Below are 18,664 nucleotides of genomic sequence, written 5' to 3' on the forward strand. Positions count from 1 at the left end.
TCTGCACACCCTTTTTTTCGCCTCCCCTAAATCCCCTCCGCCGAGGGGACCCCAAGGGCCACAGCCCTCTGGACACCCGTAATTGGCGAACCTTCTACGCGGCCGTCTTCGATGTTTCCTTTCGAGCGAGGCCCGCTTTTGTCCAAGAGTATGGGATTGCTGGACATGTCGACTCGACATTAGCTGCTCCAGTTGGACAAAGCTCTTGGTTCGAGCTTCGTTCGCGACGTTTTGCCTTGGGGAGCAGACCCGTACTCGCATGCTTGATGCATGCTCCCAGCTATCCTTCGCCTTTGCCCGCATTCGCGGGCAAAGCTTACTTTTTACCCTTTACCCTTCGGGCTTTCAACAATAAAAAAACGCGCTGCTCCTCCGAGCACCGCGTTGGCATATCTATTTAGTTCCGAACACCCGTTGCGAGATCGTGATCACCGTTCCCGCCGGGCCTGTCGCCACATCGCCGCGCAGTCCCATTTCTTTCAACATGAGCGAGGCGATGGACAAACCGAGCCCAGCTCCTTTTTCGAGCGTGCTGCTGCCCATGCCTTCGCCGCGGTCGGACAACACGATTCGGCCGCCGCCTGCCGCGTCGACGGTTAACCCGACATAACGCCCGCTCTTCGCGTGGCGGAGGACGTTCTGGCAATAGTTATCGAGCACCCGCTCCAGCCACTCGGAATCGACGACCCACATGAAGCCCTCCTCCGGCAGGTTCAAATCGATCTCGAACCCTTCCTGCTCGAACGCCGGGTACCAGCCGGCGAAGAACGTCCGCGTCATCCGCACGATCTCCACTTGCTTGGGACGATAAGGATACTTGCCGGCGGACAGGAGCGAGTACGAGAACAGGTTCTCGATCATCTGTCCGAGATAGCCGGTCTTGCGCTCGATAAGCGCGATCGATTCTTGTCCCCGCTCGCTTAGCGACTCGCTGCGCAGGCTGTAAGCATGGCCGCGGATCGTCGTCAGCGGCGTGCGCAGATCATGCGACAGCTTCGCGATCAGCTCCCGGCGCAGCACCTCTTCTTCGGCTTCGCGCGCCCGGCTCGCTTCCAGTTTGCCGATCATCGCATTGAACGACTGCTCCAACCGGCCGATCTCGTCGCTCGCCAATACCTCCACCTGCGCAGGAATCCCGCTTCCGTTCTCTGCCGGCGGTCCGGTCATCGCCGTCTGCAGCCGTACCAACCGCCTGCGGATCCGGTAGAAGAACATGAACGAGAGGAAGAGGAACAACGCCAGAATGAGCAGGAATCCGCCGACGAAGATGAAGCCGAAGTTATTGCTCACTCCTCCGTCGCTCGTGCGCATCACATTGCGCGGCAGCTCGAAGACGATGAAGCCTTCGTCCTTCTCGTCCCCCAGCAGAGCCACGACCGTGAACGGATCTCCGCCGCTGCGCGCCTTCATGAACTGTACCGTATACGTAGGCGTCCACTGTGCAGGCAGCTTCGGGTTCTCGGGCAGCGCCGCTTGCAGCACGCCATCCGCGTCGACCCGATACATCGACGCCAGCGGATACTTGGCCTTCAGCTCGCTCAGATGCCCTTCGATCGTCTCTTCGTCAGCCCCTTGCAACTTGCCGGCCTCTTCATGCCACATCCTCTCAAGCTTCAACCCGTCGTTGTACGTGCCGTTCCTGACGTCGCCGCCGCCGGATAGAAACTGCGGCACGTACATGATAACGGAGACGAGCGGGAACGAGAACGGGAGCAGCACCAAGGCGCACAGCACGATCAGCACATATTGCGTGAGCAGCGAATGGTTCAGCTTGAATCGTTTCATTGCTTCACCCGGTAACCGAGTCCGCGGATCGTCTCAATAATGGTCGGGGCGCTCGGGTCCAGTTCGATCTTCTCCCGCAAATAGCGGATATGGACCAGCACCGTCTTGTCGCCCTCCATGAACGGCTCGCCCCATACCGCCTCATAGATCTGCTCCTTGGTCACGATCTGGTTCGGATGCTTCAGAAAATAGAGCAGGATCTGCAGCTGTTTGGCCGTCAACAGCACTTCCTCGCCACTCCCGGTGACCGTCACCGTTGGCTTATCCGGATCGATCCGCAAATGGCCCAGGACGATCTCCTGCCCGCCTTCGCGTCCGAAGCGCCGCAGCAGCACCATAAGGCGAGCGGCCAGTTCCTCCGGATGGAACGGCTTGGTCAAATAATCGTCGGCGAACTGCAGCCCCTGCAGCTTATCGTCGACCGAGGTGCGCGCCGAGAGCATCAGAATCGGCACTTGCGGCTCCTCCCGCTTCAGCCGCTGCCCGACGGTGAAACCGTCGAGTCCCGGCAGCATCACATCGAGAATGACGATGTCGGCTTCGCGGATATGCGCGGCCGCCTCGTCGCCGGACGTCAGCCACGTCACCTGAAAGCCGCGCTGCTCCAAGTCTTCCTTGGTCCAGCGGCCGATCTCCAGGTCGTCTTCAATATAGAGCACTCTAGTCATGGACATACCCCAATTTCACGTCGTTGTGCCCTCATCATAGTGAACGCGCAGCGCAAAAGGAAGTTAAATTTCGTTTAAATCCTTTGCACCATAAGGCCGTTCTATGATGATTCATCATCCTCGCCCGAGTCCGCGCGGTTTAAAATAGAGAAGACCCGGAGGTCATCCCCCCGGGTCTTCCGCCGCTCTATAGCGCGATTAACGCTTCAAGCCGGCAGCGTTAGCTTAAGCTTACAGCTGGCGCTCGATTTTGCTTTTAAGCGAATCTTTGGATTGCAGACCGACCATTTTGTCGACTGGTTGGCCGTCTTTGAACAGGATCAGCGTCGGGATGCTCATGACGCCGAATTGGGAAGCGAGCTCAGGCTCTTCGTCCACGTTGATTTTCGCGATTGTAGCCGTGCCGGACAGTTCCGTCGACAGCTCTTCTACGATTGGAAGCTGCATTTTGCAAGGGCCGCACCATGGCGCCCAGAAATCAACGAGCGTTACGCCGCTCTCGATGCTTTGGTTGAACGTATCTTTGGTCAATGCTACTGCCATTGTTCATCATCCTCTCAAGACTAATGGGTTCCTACTGTATAAGTAGGGGAAACTTCACTGCTCCTAACAGCTATCGTGCTAGAAGCCCGCTTGCGAGCGGGGAGATTCCCCGGCTTGCTTAAGAAGCGTCAGCTCGGCTTGCAGACCCGGATCTGCCGGAGCACATCAGCTATCGTAATCCCGGCAAAATAATCCTCGAGCTGCTTCTCCGCCCTGCAGAAAATGCCGTTCATCACCGATGTCATGTTGGAACCGACAACGCAGTCCATATCCGGATCGCCTGAGCACCAGCTCGGAATGACGGAACCTTGCGCCATTAGCCGATACACATCGGCCAATGTCACGACAGCCGGGTCAAGCGTCAGGCGGTAACCGCCTCCCGCTCCTTCACGGGTGTCCACGTATCCGCCTTTGCGCAGGCAGCTCATCACCTTGCGTATGCGGGCCGGGTTCGTCGCCACATTCTCGGCAATCTGCTCGCTCGGGGCCATCCGCTCAGGCAGGTAGGCCAAGTAAACGAGGCTATGGACGGCTATCGTAAATTCGCTGTTCATCTGCAACGGTCACCCCGCTTTATACTGTAATAATATCAGTTACAGTTGTAATTGTCAACGCGGGTTCGCCTTCTATTTTACGATGCATCGCCTGGATTTATCCGCTTACTTCTGCACGGTCTCCGCGCAACAACTGGGAACTGGCCCGCCTGAACAGGCCTCCACCGAACATTCACCATGTATCGGGCAAATCAAACAAATCCAGCTGGTCGACCGGCTCCGGCTCAATCTTCACCGGCAGGTCGTAGGAGCCCCGTGGCGGTACCACATCCAGCATCCGCATGAGCGTGAGCGCATTGTCCGCCGCATCGCCGCCGGAATTGTTGTTGAACAAGACGCACACGCGCTCCGTCTGCTCCGCAAGTCTGCGAATGCGCTGCGCCCACTCCTCCAGCTCGTCGTCATTGTACCGGTACAGATAGCGCACATCCCGCCAATTCGGCTGTCCGGAGCTGTGCCAGCCCGAGACATTCCGCCCATGCAGCCGGATCAGCGACAACTGCGCATCCGTCACCGCTTCGACGATCGGCACGGATCCTTCGCCTGCCTGCGGCTCATCGCACACCGTATGGATCCAGCCTTCTCGCCTCGTAAAATCCAAGGTCCGTTCCCGCATCGCCGGCTCGTACCAGCTCTGGTGGCGGAACTCCAGCGCGCAAGGGATATCCGTCATCCTTGCCTTGGCCGCCCGCAGCTGGGCCACATGTTCGCGGTCGCAGCGGAACCACGGCGGATACTGGAACAATACCGCCGACAGCTTGCCCGCCGCCCGAATCGGCTCGATGGAGGCCAGGAAGGCCGCATACATCGCTTCCTCGCTCTCGAACGGACGAATGCCGCCGCCGCGGGTGTGACCAGTCATTCCCTGATAGGCCTTCACGACGAAGCGGAAATTCGGCGGCGTATCGGCCACCCACTTTTCCGCCAGCCTTGGCGCCTGAACCGCATAGAAGGAGCTGTCCACTTCCACGGTAGGGAACCAGTTCGCGTAAGCCGCAAGCTTATTCTTCTCCTTGGGGCTCGCATAGATCGCGTCATGGTCCCCCCATCCGCATAACCCTATCTCGATCATCGCCTTACCGTCACCTCTCTAGCGGCTGCGGCTTCCCGATAACGAGCGCAGCATCCGATAGCCTTTGCGCACGCCGTCCATCATCCATTCGGGAATCGGCAGCGGCAGCTTGGACATGACCGGAATGTAGAACTTGTCGTAGGCTTTCTTCAAATCGTCCCACATCCGGCAAGGGTCCGTCTTCAAGAAATCCGATACGTCGACCACCAATCCGCGCCCTTCATGCTGCATTACGTTCTTCCCGTGTACGTCATGCGGGCAGAGACCTTTGCTCTTGGCATACGCCAGCGCCTCGTCGATATCGGTCATTACCTGCCGCGGGATGCGCGTCCCGTCGAGCACGCTCTGATATAGCGTCTTCCCGCGCAAGCGGCGCAGCACAAGATACTGATGCCCGTCTGTCTCCGCGGAATAATAGCACTGGGAGTATGCCGGATGGTCCTCCAGACGGCGGTACACCTCGACTTCCTCCTCGAATCCATCGCGACCCGGCGCATAGATCTTCACCACAACATCATGCGCATCCGGATGCGCAAATACACCTGCATAATTACCCGCGCCAAGCTTGTGCCACACATCCGGCTTCTTGCGCACGACAATCGGTTCGTGCGGATCGACACTCTCGAGCACGAGGTCCGGCAGCAGCGTTTCCTCGACCAGCCTTACGAATGCCTGCGGCTCCATACGTTCTGTCACGATTGCTTACGCCCCTTCTTCATCAATGCCTTCATTGTATGACGGACCGTCACAAAAGAAAAGACCGTTAAAGGAAAGGCTAATGCCCTCCTCCAACGATCCTAAGTCCCGCGACGCCCGCAATAATCATCGCGATGAAGAGCAGTTTCCGGCGGTCGCGCGACTCGCCGAACAGCATCATGCCCAAGATGACGCTGCCTGCCGACCCGATCCCCGTCCACACGCCGTAAGCGGTGCTGATCGGTATTTCCTGCAGCGCCCGCGATAGAAAATAAAAGCTGAAAATACCGGATATAATGGCGCCGACGGTCCCCTTCCATTTGCGGAACCCGTCAGACAGCTTCATGAACGTAACCCCGCTCACCTCGCTAAGTCCGGATAACAGCAGAAATACCCATGCCATCGTCGTATCCCTCCCCTCGCGCTTACCAACGCACAAAATTAAGAAGCATCCGGCTCCTCGCGGGAAGCGTCCTTCTTGTCTCCGTCCTCCGAGACGAGCTTGATGCCGATTATGCCGCCGACCAATAAGGCCACGAAAAAGATGCGCAGCGCATCCGCCGGCTCCCCGAGCACCAGCATGCCGACGATCGCCGTGCCCGCCGTACCGATTCCGGTATATACGGCATATGCCGTTCCGATCTCCAGCATCCGCATCGCCTTGGCGAACAGATAGAAGCTGATCGCCAGCGTAATAATCGTCACCACGCTTGCGACCGGCTTCGTGAAGCCCTCCGACGCGCGCAGGCCGTACGCCCAACCCACCTCGAACAAACCGCCTATCAGCACGTAAAACCAACCCATAGTTGCCCTCCCTCACTAGCAGGATGAAACTGCTCAAGTTTCATTCCGCCGCAGTGCTCATCTATTCCGTACACCGCTCGCAAAGGCTGTCACCCTACTTTGCGGCCGTCCCTTCTGTCTCCTGCAGCGCCCGCTCGAACCATTCCCAGAGCATACGGCGCCGAACCTCAAATACTTGTTCCTCATAGGCTTCATGCTCCACCAACAGACCGTCTACCAGGCCGTAGAACAGCACGATCAGCCGCTCCACCTCCGGGACCTGATCCTTCCCGCGGGTCGAGCAATTCCGGAAGAGCTGCTCCATTCCGGCATTCAGGAACAACTCGAAGGCGGCAAAATCCGCTCGCAGCCGGTCGCGGAGATGCCTCGGCGGGACCATGATCGCACGCTTCAAGAAGGTATGGCCAGTCGTCGTATCCGGCGCGCTGAAATGATCGAATGCGGCCCGTACCCGTTCAATCGGCGGCTGCCCTTCCGTCTTCTCCATCATTGCGCCAAAGCGCAGCCGCTCCTCGGCCAGCACGTCTTCGAGCACGCTCATGAACAGCTGTTCCTTCGATTCGAAATGCGCGTAGATGGACGGCGTCTTAATCCCGACGGCCTTCGCGATCTCCGACAGCGAGGTGCCTTCGTAACCCGATTCGGTGAACAGCACCATGGCCGCCTGCTTCAATTTGCTAGCTGTCATGCCCATCCCCCCCTTCCGCGATCTAACAAGAGCCCAAGCCCCCTAACGATCGTTAGCTCACGTCATTGTAGCCGAACCTCCTCGCAGGTGTCAATCTCGTTATATCCCCCTTCGGCGACGGTTAGGTTATTCACAAGAAATTCAGGATTTCCGGCCATTTTTGACGGCTTCCGGCTTGGAGAACCGAATGCCGCCGTGGTATAATAATTCCATAACTTAAAGGCCATGCTACCTAAAGGTACAACCTCTTACTTACGTATATGAGGTTGTACCTTTTTTGCGTAGTACGGCCCTAACCGATTCCACTAGGAGCGTGAAAATAGCCATGTTGCTCGAAGCCATCTACCATCGTCCCAAACAAAACTGGTGTTACGCGTACGACCGCGAAACCCTCCATATCCGGATCCGCACCAAACGCAATGATATCGACCGGATCCAAGCCGTTGTCGGCGACAAGTATGCTTGGGATCAGACGGTGCGCAAAGTGCCGATGCGCGTATTCGCCTCGGACGAATTGTTCGATTACTGGGAAGTTGCCGTCAAGCCGCCATACCGCCGCCTGCGTTACTTCTTCCAGCTCGAGGAAGGCCGCAAGAAGCTGTGGCTGACCGAGAAAGGCTTCGAGAAAACGCAGCCCGCCCATTCGCTCGAAGCGTTCGATTACCCGTTCATTAACCCGATCGACGTGTTCGAGCCGCCGGCATGGGTGAAGGACGCCATCTTCTATCAGATCTTCCCGGAGCGCTTCGCCAACGGCGATCCTTCCAACGATCCGGCTAACGTCGAGCCATGGGGCGGCACGCCGACGCCGAGCAATTTCTTCGGCGGCGACCTGCAAGGGGTTATCGACCATCTCGATTACCTCGAGAATCTGGGCATTAACGCGATCTACTTCTGCCCGATCTTCGAAGCGACGACGAATCACAAGTACGACACGCAGGACTATATGCAGGTCGACAAGCATTTCGGCAATAACGACAAGGTGAAGGAGCTCGTGGAGCTGTGCCACAAGCGCGGCATCCGCGTCCTGCTCGACGCCGTGTTCAATCATGCCGGGGCGACGTTCGGTCCGTTCCTCGACGCGAAGGAGAAAGGCGCCGATTCCGAATACGCGAACTGGTTCCATGTCCGCGACTGGCCGCTCCGCGTCGAGAACGGCATCCCGACCTATGACACGTTCGCCTTCGAGCCGATCATGCCGAAGCTCAACACCGAGAACGAAGACGTCAAGAAGTATCTGCTCGGCGCCGCGAAATACTGGATCGAGGAAGTCGGCATCGACGGCTGGCGCCTGGACGTCGCCAACGAGGTTGACCACCAGTTCTGGCGCGAGTTCCGCCAGACGGTGAAATCCGCGAAGCCGGATGCCTACATCCTCGGCGAAATCTGGCATGACTCGATGATGTGGCTGCAAGGCGACCAGTTCGATGCGGTCATGAACTACCCGTTCACGAACGCGGTCCTCGATTATGCCGCATTCGGCAAGATCGACGGTCTTGGCTTCGCCAACGCGATCGGCAAACAATTGGGCGCTTATCCGCAGCAAGTCGGCGAAGCGGCATTCAACCTGCTCGACAGCCATGACACGGCGCGCCTGCTTACGCTGTGCAACGGCAATGAGCGCAAGATGAAGTTGTCGGCGCTGTTCCAGCTCACTTACCCCGGCACGCCGTGTATCTACTACGGCGACGAAGTCGGCATGACCGGCGGTCACGATCCAGGCTGCCGCAAGTGCATGGTGTGGGATGAAGCCGAACAGAACGGCGATCTGCTGCACTTCTACCGGACGCTCATCGCGCTGCGCAAGAACCATGCCGCGCTTCGCTCGATGGACATCCGATTCCTGCACGCGGCTGCCAAGGATGCGGCGATCGTATTCGAGCGCCTCGCAAGCGGCGAACGCTTCATCATCGCGATGAATGCCGGCGGTACGGCGCGCAAGGTAACGGTAACCGCAGCAGCCGGCACCTACCGCAACGCCTTCACGGGCGAGACGGTGGAAGTGAAAGCGAAGGACCTTACGCTCTCCCTGCCGGAGTATGGATTCGCGGTACTGCAGCTGCTTGAAGACGGAGAACCGGCGAAGTAACGATAGCTTGATAACGATAAGATCCCGCCTATCAGCCTGCGCTGACGGGCGGGATTTTTTTCATTCTAAGACCTGATTCTTTGTATCCATTACTTTCTATCTACTTCTTTGGTTCCTTTCTTTCCATAGTCACAATTTGGTATAATTAATGGCGATTGTTGTCAGAATTTCTGAATACCTATGATGGAAGGAGATCGTTATGAAGAAGAAGTGGATCGCATTCAGCTCGCTCATCCTCGCGCTATGCCTGCTCGCTTCCTCCCTTCCTGCTTATGCTGCAACTACTACCTCCTCTGCGTACAACAAACTCGTTGCAACTTACAGCAAGAAGAGCCGGCATGCGACACTGCTGAATGAAGGCGATACGCTGTACAATGTCTATGTATATGCCACCGCCAAGGAAACCCGCGCGAAGACCAAGCCAGCCGCCTGTCCGGCGCAAGGCAAGAACTTATTCATGAATCAATACCGCATCGCCTACTTCAAGAAAGGCGGCTCCACCGCCGAAATCATGAATCCGGGGAGCTTCCCGCTGACCGGCAAATACACCTTCGTCTACACGTTGGTCGGCAGCCCGAACCTGCTCGTCTTCGCAACCTGCGAGACAGCGCCGCTCAGCAGCTATCACATCTATGCGATGGTCAATGGCACGCTGAAGCAAATTAACGGCCTCAGCTACGGCGTCAGCAATGCGATCCGCGCGACCGGAAGCGGCCTCTATCAGAACGTCGAATATACGCCGACCAAGAAACAATGGTCGTTCGTCAACTATAAGCTGGACAAGACCAAACTCAAGTTCGTCGCTACGAAGACCTATACGATGAACGAAGAGGAAGGCAAGGCCGCTTACGCTTACTGGAACGGCTCCAAGACCGCGGTTATCAACGATGCTTATATCAAGCAGCATCAGGTGGGGCAAGAGTAGGGGATACGCCCGCTCGCAGTCGGCCCCCTTCTGTCTAACAAAAATGCAGCCCGTCGATGAGACGGGCTGCATTTTTCATTTAGGCAGTGCGAAATTAGTGCGAACGGTTAACGACTACCCGCTTGATGAACAAGGAGAGCACTAGGCCGATCACGGCGACGATCATGCCGAACAGGAACGCGTCCTGTACGCCGGCTGTCAGTGCGGACGTAATAAGCGTGGGGTCGCTCGGATTGTCGGCCTGGCTCATGAACCGCTCTTGGCCATTACTCATGACGCTGACCGCGACGGCCGTGCCGATCGCGCCGAACACTTGTTGCATCGTGTTCATAATGGCCGTGCCGTGCGGATACAGCTGCGGCGGGAGCTGGTTGAGCCCGTTCGTCTGTGCCGGCATCATGATCATCGAGACGCCGATCATCATCAGAATATGGACGGCAATGATAAAGCCGACCGATGAAGCGAGCGTAACGCCGGAGAACAGCCAGAGCGCGGCCACCACCAGGACGAGACCCGGCAGGACGATCCATTTCGGCCCGTATTTGTCGAACAACTTGCCCATAACCGGTGCCATAAGTCCATTCAATGCGCTGGCCGGCAGCAAGATCAGACCTGCGGTAAGCGTGGAGAAAGCCAATCCTGCCTGCAAGTACATCGGCAGCACGAGCATCGACGAGAGAATGACCATCATGCATAGGGCGACCATGAGGGCGCCGATCGTGAACATCGGGTACTTGAAGGCGCGCAGATCGAGCATCGGCACGGACATTTTCAACTGACGCACCGAGAATAGAATAAGCGCGACGAGACCGATCGCAAGCGAGACCAGTACGGTCGGGCTGCTCCATCCGCCATGACCTTCGCCTGCGCTGCTGAAGCCGAAGACGATACCGCCGAATCCGAGCGTGGACAGCAGCATGGACGGCAGATCAATGCGCGGCTTGCTCGTCTCGGAGACATTCTGCATCGTGAGGATGCCCAGAATCAAGGCGATCACAAGAAACACGAGCGAAATCCAGAAGATATAATGCCAGTTCAGCGCTTCGATAAGCAGGCCTGCAATTGTCGGTCCTATTGCTGGAGCGAACATGATAACGAGACCGATGAGACCCATGGCGGCGCCGCGTTTTTCTACTGGGAAAATAACCAATATCGTATTGAACATTAGCGGCAACAGCAGCGCAGTGCCGATCGCTTGAATAATCCGCGATACCATCAGGATGCTGAAGCTCCAGGCAACGGCTCCGACAAGCGCGCCAAGGCACGATAGAGCAAGAGCCGTAATAAACAGCTGTCTTGTCGTATAACGCTGAATGAGCAAGCCCGATAACGGGACCAAAATCCCCATCGTCAGCAGATAGCCTGTCGTCAGCCACTGAATGGTCGACGAGCCGATGTTGAATACTTGCATCAGATCGGTCAGCGCGACGTTTAATGCCGTCTCACTGAACAGGCCGATGAACCCGCTGAGTAGGAAAGCGAGAACGACGGGAAACACTTTAATGTCTTTCTTGGCTGCCGTTACGCCGGCGCCGGTTGTTGCTGCTGAAGCTTGCATGGTCTCCACTCCTTCTATCTATTGAAAGACGCGGTTAATGCCGCGCCAATCTTTATAACTAGACCGTTCTATATAATTTCTTCACAAAACAACGGGACGTAAGCCCATTGTCGCAAGGCGGTGCCTTCTCCCCTCTCTCAAGGTACGCTCAGAATGACGGGAAGATGTTCGGCTACGCGGCGCATCGCTCTGGATTCCCGTTCGACGATCGCCATGATGGTGGCGCCTTCGATCAGGCATACCGCAAGATCGGCCTTGCCATCCGCCAGCTCATGTTCGACGCCCAGTTCCACGAGCTTGGCCGCCAAGATTGCCTTCCATTCCTTGAAGGCGACCTTGCAAGCATCCCGCAGCGAATCGCTGACCGCCGAGGTCTCGGCAGCTGCCCAGAAGCCGAACGGGATAAGGCCATCCGTACCGCAAACATCGATGCTGTCCGCCATATCACGAACGAAATTCCGCATGAAGTCGGCCGGCTTCCGCGCCTTAGCCATCTGCTCCATAATTTTGTCTTGCAATCCCCGTCTGATCAGGTTGACGCAGGCGATGGCGAGCTCCTCTTTGCCCCTCGGGAAATAATAATAAAGCGATCCCTTCGGCGCGCCGCTTTCGCGGATGATTTGATTAAGTCCGGTGCCATGATAGCCCTGCTTGGCGAACAGCCGCGCCGCCGTCTCCAGAATGATGTCCTTGGAACTTGGTTTCTCGGTTCCCAATGCGTTCATCTCCATTATAACAACTGGTCTATATATATAATATGCGCAAAGAGCGCCAGGAAATCAATAATCAATTGCAAAAAAACGCGAAACATGACGGCTAATCACGCCTTGCGGTTATGGGATGGCCGTTCTTTGTAGGAACCCGTATTGATAATGAAAAATTCTCTCAATCGGGGCTTGATAACAATTATCATTCTTGATACAATACAAAAAGAAGAAAGAGCCGTAGGGCGGCTCCTTCATCGGTAAGACTTATTTCGTTTCGAATGTTTTACAGTCCGTCTCAGCGGATTCGCTTGCTTTAGAAGCGTGGCTTACAATGTAGATCGATGTTGCAGAGCATTTGTTCTCTGTTGCCCAGTAACGGCAGGAGTTCACTTCGCACAATACGTCTTTCGCCATGTTGGCTCACCTCATCAATTGTATTTGCCGGAATCGTTAAGCAAGGTGGTGCTTGCATAACGATATGAACTCGATCTAATTGATCGGGTTATTTGGCATTTGTCCTAAATTCGGACTTCTCTTAGCATAGCAAAACTTTCACCTTTTCGCAATCCTTTGCTATATTCCTCGCTTCGTTCATTTAGAATTATTCTAGCAACCATGCTATTTCTCGAACCCCGAATGATACTTCCTCGCGCTGGACGATTGATCCTTCGTATGCGACTTGTCCTTCTCGTCGTCCTGACTGATCTTAAGCTCCTCGACCGGAATCGCGTCGACATGGCGCTCGCTCTCCCACATATCGAATAGGCTCGGTTGGTCGGTCGGATATTGCTCCGGATGATCGCGGTTCTGCTGGCCATTTTGCAGCGATTCCCTATCAGTATGCTTGTCCATCACTCGCACCTCCCTCCTATCCGTGGTGTACCCTCTCATACCTCATTCCAAGGTTGTTCGAAACAACAATACCCCCAAGTGAACACCAAAAAAGGCCGGGAAAACGGCTAGTGCACCGCCTTCCCGACCTTCCTCATGTTACTTCACAATCACCGTGCTGTACGCAGGCAGCGTCAGCTTCGTTCCGGACAGGGAAGCCCCGTCCTTGCTCGTCTTGAGCAGCTCGCGAAGCGACTTACCTTCGCTTGCGGCAAGCTCGATCGACTGCTCCTCGCCGCTCATATTATGAACGACAAGCACCTCTTCCTCCGCCGTCATGCGCAGGAATGCGCCGATCTTCGGATTGTCGAGCTTATATTCTTCCAAGCCTCCGTCACGCAGCGCCGGAATCTCGGTACGCCATGCGATGAGCAGCTTGTAATAGTTCAGCAGCGAGTTGTCATCGGCTAGCTGCGTCTCTACGTTCGCGCCTTCCTTCCAGTAGTGCGACGTCTCCCACGCCGCCTGGCCTTCGCCGCCATCCTTCCCGGCATACCAAGGCATCGGCTCGCGGATGGCTTCGTCCGGCTTCATGCCCTGCATGCCGATTTCCTCGCCGTAGTAGATGAACGGATTGCCCGGCAAAGTGAACTGCACCGCCGCCGCCATCTTCGCATGATCGACGTTGCCGCCCAGCACGCTCATCGTCCGGTTCTGGTCATGGTTAGCCAGGAACGTCGCATCGACGAACTCGCCGTTCGAAGCTTTCTCGTACATCGTGTATACGCGCTTCAGCGAGAACGCGACATCCGGGTTCGTCTCGGTATCCGCCGCCGACAGCAGCTTCGTCGCCAGATCGAAGTTAAAGCCGGAGTCCAGTGCTTTATCCAGATAAGGGGCGACAATGACCGGCGAATCCCATACCTCGCCGATGAGGTAAGCATCGTCCTTCACCTCGGACATGCCAGCGCGGAATTCCTGCCAGAACGCCTGGTTCTTCGCCTTCACTTCATCGGAATTGATCGTCGACTTGAAGTCTCCGTAGATGTGCTTGGCCGCGTCGAGGCGGAAGCCATCCATCCCTTGCTCCAGCCAGAACTGACCGGCTTTGATGATTTCCGCCCGAACCGCCGGTTCATCCATATTCAGATCCGGCATGCCTTCCCAGAAGACGCCGAGATATTTGTCGCTGCCCGCCGAATGCCACGGGTTACCGCCAGTCGCGCCGTCGCCCGGCAGATTCTCAGAGGCGCTTTTGAACGTATACCAGTTGCGGTACTTGCTATTCGGATCTGCTAGCGCTTCCTTGAACCAAGGGTGTTCCGTGCTCGTATGATTGACGACCAGGTCCATAATGACCTTAATGCCGCGCTTGTGCGCCTCATCGAGCATCGTCTTCAAATCTTCCAACGTGCCGTATTCTTCGTTCACGGCGTAGTAGTCCGTTACATCATAGCCATGATAGCTAGGCGACGCGTTGATCGGCATGAGCCAGATGCCGCCTATGCCAAGATCCTTCAGGTAATCCAGCTTCTTCGTCACGCCATTCAGATCGCCGATGCCATCGCCATCGGAGTCATAGAAAGAACGGACGAAGATTTCGTAATAAACGGTAGAGGGCTGTTCGTCCACAGCGGCTGTCGTTACATTGCCCGCCGTACCCGTTCCTGCGCCATTATTGTTGCCATTATTGTTGGCAGCGGTTTCTTGTTTGCTTGCGTCATTGCCCGCAGGCGCTTCCCCGTTACCGGATGAGCAGCCGACGATACCAAGAAACAGGGCTGCGCTGAGCGCAGCCCCGATCCAACTTCGTTTGTTTTTTTTGTTCATAGGCTCCGATTTATCCCTTCGATGCCCCTGCCGTAAGACCTTCAACGAGGAACTTCTGCAGGAAGGCGAACAGAATCATAATTGGAACTGCGATAAGCACCGCACCTGCGGCGAACATCGTGAAGTTACTGTTCTGGAAGTTCGATACCATATCCCACATGCCGACCGCCAGCGTCCAGTTCTCTTTACTGCGCAGAACGAGACGAGCGAAGATGAAGTCGACCCATGCTCCCGTGAACGTCGTAAGCGCCACGTAGGTCAGCATTGGACGGGACAGCGGAAGCATAATCCGCCAGAAGATCGTGAAGTGATTCGCGCCGTCGATCCGAGCCGCTTCGTCCAAGCTCCGCGGAATCGTGTCGTAGAAGCCTTTGACGATGAATCCGCCAAGGACGGAACCGGACGAATACACGAGAATAAGCGCCGTATGCGTATCGAGCAGGTTCAGCTGAAGCAGCAGGATGTAGACCGCGATCATGCTCATGAAGCTCGGGAACATGCCGAGGATCAGCATCAGTGTCAAGGTATTCTGTCTGCCTTTGAAACGGAAACGCGACAAGGCGTACATACTGATCGTCGTCAGGAATGTCGACAGAATCATGGTGATCGTAGCAATCTTCAGCGTGTTCCAATACCATGTGCCGTATTGGAAGCTCGGCGAAGTAAACAGTTCTTTATAATGGTCGATCGTCGGGTTCTTCGGGAAGAACGAATCCGCGAACAGCGAGCTGCCCGGACGGAAGGACGATAGCAGTACCCACACCGCTGGATACAGCGCACAGAGGGCAAGCACGACAATAATGACGTACGACAGAGTGAGTCTGAGATATTTACTGGATTTCGTACTCATTGGATCATGTCCTCCTCTTTGAACGACTTGGAACGGCGGTAGCTCCAGATGGACAAGGTCGCAATGATCACGAAGATAATAATACCGATCGCCGAAGCCATGTTGTACTTACTGTTATTGAACGTCAGCTTGAACAGCCAGGTAACGAGCAAGTCCGTGGCACCTGCGTATTGGTAATCGCCTTTGACCGGATCACCGTTCGTCAGCAGGAAGATGACGTTGAAGTTGTTGATGTTGCCGGCGAACTGCATGATAAGCACCGGCGCTGTCGCGAACAAGACGAATGGCAGCGTAATGATGCGAAGCTTCTGGAACGGCGTCGCGCCATCGACTTCGGCTGCTTCGTACAGATCTTTCGGAATCGCGGTCAGGACGCCCAGGATGAGAACCATGGATACCGGAATACCGACCCACATGTTAACGATAATAACCGTGACCTTCGCCCAGAACGGATCCGTCAGCCAAGGCAGGCCGCCTAATCCGAAATAGCCGAGGTATTGGTTAATCGGGCCGAATTGGCCGTTGAACAGGTTGCGCATGACAAGAAGTGAGATCAGCTGCGGGATCGCGTAAGGCACGATGTAAATCGTACGCCACAGACCTTTGAGCCTGATATCGCTTTGGTTGATGAGCAGCGCGACAAGGATACCGCCGAAATACGTTGTAACCGTCGCGATAATCGCCCAGATAACCGTCCACACGAATACGCCATAGAACGTATGGCTCCATGTTTTCAGTTGAATCAAATCAATAAACGTCTGGAATCCGACCCAATCGACAAGCTTAGCTGGCGGAATATGATTCGGTGCCGAATAGTTCGTAAAGGCGAGCATGATCGCCATGATGATTGGCATGATCGTCAAGAACAGCACGGAGATTGCCGGCAAAGTCAGCAAGAGGTGCGGGAAGTTCTTGTCGGCTACATGAGCCAAAGTCTCACGGATCGAAGCAGGTGCTCCTCCTTCATCACGATGCTTCCCGTTTCGGTACGCATCCCTGACGTTAAGCACATAAATAACTGCGAAAATAGCAAAAACGAGAACGACGATCAAACCGTTAATCAGCAAATAGATCGAGTGATCGCCCACTTGAACCATTTTTTTGCCGATCCGCTCCATATGAGCCGGTTCGCTGCCGAGCGTAACGATGCCCCAGATGGCATTGCCAAGACGAGGCACAAAATAAACGAGCCCTACCGCTTCCACGAGCAGCAGGAGAATACCTTTTACAAACTGGCGGTTATACAATTGGCCAAGGCCCATGGACAGTATCGATAAAATCGTTGCCGTTTTACGATGCCGCTGCATCCCTCCCAGCTCCCTTCCATATCTCTTTATCTTTTTATGTTACGTCACCCGCTCTCTGCATTAGAGGGCGGGTGACGTGTAGTATGTGTTTCTTTTTGTGGGGCAGCGAGTGAAGTTACTTAGTTATTGACCAGCAGCAGCATTCGCGTCTTGGATTTGTTTCACAGCGTTGTCAAGCGAAGTCTTCGCGTCTTTGCCTTCGTTCCACATGTCGGACATAGCAGCGCCGATTGGCGTCCATACGTTGCCCATCTCTGGGATCGACGGCATTGGCTGGGAGTTCTTGAACTGCTCGACGAATGCTTTGATCAGCTCGTCGCCGGATACGGCAGGGTCTGCGGAAGCATCGTTGTTCGCCGGAATTGCGCCTGTCAGGGAGAAGTCAGCCAGCTGAGCTTCTTTCGTCGAAGCATAACGAGCGAACAGTTTCGCTGCGTTCGGATATTGCGTGAATGCATTGACGTACCAAGCTTTTACGCCGGAGAACGATACGGATGCCTTGCCGTTGATGCTAGGGATTGGAGCCGCGCCGAAGTTGATGCCGGATTTCTTCAAGTCGCCGATTGCCCAAGGACCGTCGATGTTCATAGCCAGCGTGCCGCCCGTGAACAGACCTTTCTTGATGTCATAGTTCACGTCGCCGGATTTGAGCGGAAGCACGGAATCTTTGAGCGACTTGAAGTATTCAGCGCCTTCAACTGCGCCAGCGTTGTTCAGGCCGATATCTGCAGCGTCTTGACCGTTGCCGCCGAATACGTAGCCGCCTGTCGTTGCCAGGAACGGATAGCTGAAGTAGAAGTTGCCGATATCCCACATGAACGCGTATTTGTTCGCTTTCGTATCGTTGAACGTCTTAGCGAACTCCTTCACTTCGTCCATCGTTGTTGGAGGCGTTGCGATCAGGTCCTTGTTATAGAACATCGCGTAAGTTTCAACGGAACGCGGGTAGCCGTACAGCTTGCCGTCGTAAGTAACCGCTTGAACCGCATTCTCGGCATTCTCCGATTTAGCTTCTTCAGCGAAGGAATCATTCTCAAGGACAAGGCCAGCGGATACGGCACGGCCAAGGTTATCGTGAGGGAACAGAACAACGTCTGCGCCGATGCCCGCAGGGCCGTCAGTCGTCAGCTTCGTAACTTGGTCGCCAGCGCCGATTTCTTCGATGCGTACATCTACGCCGTATTTCTCTTTGAATTCTTTCGCCATTTGCTCGACGAAAGGACGCTCTTCTTTGGATTCCCATACGAGCAGGGACGCGCCTTCTTCAGGCACAAGCTCTTCGGTGCCGGCTGTTTCGCCTGCTGCATTGTTCGTGCCGGTATTCGTTGTTTCATTCGTCGTCGAGCCAGTGTTGTTGCCTGTGTTCTCACTGTTGGCTCCGCAAGCTGTCAGCGATACCGATACAGCCAGAACAAGAGCGAGGGAAGACAGTTTTTTCATCTGAATTGAACCCCTTTCACTTCATAAGAGAAATTGTTGGCGAGTTCCGCCATAAAACGCTCGCTTGTCGAAAATCGATTGTCCCTAGGCGCCTCTCAGTAGCGTCTCCAAATTCCGCCGAACCATTACGACAAATTAGCATCGTTGCCAATTGTCCGCTCGGCTTCGCTCATAGATCCGCTTGAATAGGCGAAAAAGCCGATTTTGACGCAAAAACTACGATTTCATAAAGTGCAAACGTTTGTGCAATCGGCACTGAAAACGCCTTAAGGAAATCGTTTTCACCATCTTTTTCATGAAGAAAGCGTTTTATTGAT

General features: G+C 55.4%; 19 protein-coding genes. 2 read left to right on the forward strand and 17 right to left on the reverse strand.

Annotated elements, in window-relative coordinates; translation table 11 throughout:
* Window positions 1-393 precede the first annotated feature (393 nt).
* The 9 genes from FHS18_RS13115 to FHS18_RS13155 form a co-directional block, all read right to left on the reverse strand.
* Window positions 394-1,785 (reverse strand): HAMP domain-containing sensor histidine kinase, encoded by a 1,392-nt coding sequence (locus tag FHS18_RS13115; protein ID WP_183600520.1) that lies wholly within the window; start codon window positions 1,783-1,785, stop codon window positions 394-396.
* A complete protein-coding gene (locus tag FHS18_RS13120) occupies window positions 1,782-2,453 on the reverse strand; it encodes a response regulator transcription factor (protein ID WP_183600521.1) in 672 nt (223 codons plus the stop codon). The genes FHS18_RS13115 and FHS18_RS13120 overlap by 4 nt, the downstream gene beginning before the upstream one ends.
* 231 nt (window positions 2,454-2,684) lie before the next feature.
* Complete coding sequence (gene trxA / locus FHS18_RS13125; protein WP_183600522.1) at window positions 2,685-2,996, reverse strand: thioredoxin; 312 nt, start codon at window positions 2,994-2,996, stop codon at window positions 2,685-2,687.
* Between the two features lie 128 nt (window positions 2,997-3,124).
* Complete coding sequence (locus FHS18_RS13130; protein ID WP_183600523.1) at window positions 3,125-3,550, reverse strand: RrF2 family transcriptional regulator; 426 nt, start codon at window positions 3,548-3,550, stop codon at window positions 3,125-3,127.
* Window positions 3,551-3,722: 172 nt separating this feature from the next.
* Entirely contained in the window at window positions 3,723-4,622 is a 900-nt protein-coding gene (locus FHS18_RS13135; protein WP_183600524.1) for a DUF72 domain-containing protein, read from the reverse strand.
* Between the two features lie 18 nt (window positions 4,623-4,640).
* Window positions 4,641-5,318, reverse strand: coding sequence for a serine/threonine-protein kinase (locus FHS18_RS13140; protein ID WP_343060524.1), 678 nt, complete (start codon window positions 5,316-5,318; stop codon window positions 4,641-4,643).
* Between the two features lie 79 nt (window positions 5,319-5,397).
* Complete coding sequence (locus FHS18_RS13145) at window positions 5,398-5,721, reverse strand: DMT family transporter (RefSeq protein WP_183600525.1); 324 nt, start codon at window positions 5,719-5,721, stop codon at window positions 5,398-5,400.
* A 38-nt stretch (window positions 5,722-5,759) separates the two neighbouring features.
* Complete coding sequence (locus FHS18_RS13150; protein ID WP_183600526.1) at window positions 5,760-6,122, reverse strand: DMT family transporter; 363 nt, start codon at window positions 6,120-6,122, stop codon at window positions 5,760-5,762.
* 94 nt (window positions 6,123-6,216) lie between these two features.
* Window positions 6,217-6,810, reverse strand: coding sequence for a TetR/AcrR family transcriptional regulator (locus FHS18_RS13155; RefSeq protein ID WP_183600527.1), 594 nt, complete (start codon window positions 6,808-6,810; stop codon window positions 6,217-6,219).
* Window positions 6,811-7,135: 325 nt separating this feature from the next.
* Between FHS18_RS13155 and FHS18_RS13160 the strand changes: the two genes are divergently transcribed.
* Window positions 7,136-8,899, forward strand: coding sequence for an alpha-glycosidase (locus FHS18_RS13160; RefSeq protein WP_183600528.1), 1,764 nt, complete (start codon window positions 7,136-7,138; stop codon window positions 8,897-8,899).
* A gap of 199 nt (window positions 8,900-9,098) precedes the next feature.
* The gene (locus FHS18_RS13165; RefSeq protein WP_183600529.1) at window positions 9,099-9,824 is read left to right on the forward strand and encodes a hypothetical protein; all 726 of its coding nucleotides are present in this window, start codon (window positions 9,099-9,101) and stop codon (window positions 9,822-9,824) included.
* Window positions 9,825-9,918: 94 nt separating this feature from the next.
* Here the strand turns inward: FHS18_RS13165 and FHS18_RS13170 are convergent, their stop codons facing one another.
* The 8 genes from FHS18_RS13170 to FHS18_RS13205 all read right to left on the reverse strand — a co-directional run bounded on the left by FHS18_RS13170 (window position 9,919) and on the right by FHS18_RS13205 (window position 18,347).
* Window positions 9,919-11,382, reverse strand: a complete 1,464-nt coding sequence (locus tag FHS18_RS13170; protein ID WP_183600530.1) for a DHA2 family efflux MFS transporter permease subunit — start codon at window positions 11,380-11,382, stop codon at window positions 9,919-9,921.
* A 137-nt stretch (window positions 11,383-11,519) separates the two neighbouring features.
* Entirely contained in the window at window positions 11,520-12,098 is a 579-nt protein-coding gene (locus FHS18_RS13175; RefSeq protein WP_183600531.1) for a TetR/AcrR family transcriptional regulator, read from the reverse strand.
* A gap of 255 nt (window positions 12,099-12,353) precedes the next feature.
* Window positions 12,354-12,503: a DUF1540 domain-containing protein gene (locus tag FHS18_RS13180; RefSeq protein WP_183600532.1), complete on the reverse strand. Its 150-nt coding sequence runs from the start codon at window positions 12,501-12,503 to the stop codon at window positions 12,354-12,356.
* Window positions 12,504-12,707: 204 nt separating this feature from the next.
* A complete protein-coding gene (locus FHS18_RS13185) occupies window positions 12,708-12,941 on the reverse strand; it encodes a hypothetical protein (protein WP_183600533.1) in 234 nt (77 codons plus the stop codon).
* A 138-nt stretch (window positions 12,942-13,079) separates the two neighbouring features.
* On the reverse strand, window positions 13,080-14,750 hold the full coding sequence (locus FHS18_RS13190; protein WP_183600534.1) for an alpha-amylase family glycosyl hydrolase: 1,671 nt from the start codon (window positions 14,748-14,750) through the stop codon (window positions 13,080-13,082).
* A 10-nt stretch (window positions 14,751-14,760) separates the two neighbouring features.
* Window positions 14,761-15,600 carry a sugar ABC transporter permease gene (locus FHS18_RS13195; protein WP_183600535.1) on the reverse strand — a complete coding sequence of 280 codons (840 nt, stop codon included), beginning with the start codon at window positions 15,598-15,600 and terminating at the stop codon, window positions 14,761-14,763.
* A complete protein-coding gene (locus FHS18_RS13200) occupies window positions 15,597-16,907 on the reverse strand; it encodes a carbohydrate ABC transporter permease (protein ID WP_183600536.1) in 1,311 nt (436 codons plus the stop codon). Before FHS18_RS13200 ends, FHS18_RS13195 begins: the two co-directional genes overlap by 4 nt.
* A gap of 123 nt (window positions 16,908-17,030) precedes the next feature.
* Entirely contained in the window at window positions 17,031-18,347 is a 1,317-nt protein-coding gene (locus tag FHS18_RS13205) for a sugar ABC transporter substrate-binding protein (protein ID WP_183600537.1), read from the reverse strand.
* Window positions 18,348-18,664 lie beyond the last annotated feature (317 nt).

The sequence above is a fragment of the Paenibacillus phyllosphaerae genome, from assembly GCF_014192105.1.
GTDB classification, from domain to species: domain Bacteria; phylum Bacillota; class Bacilli; order Paenibacillales; family Paenibacillaceae; genus Paenibacillus_Z; species Paenibacillus_Z phyllosphaerae.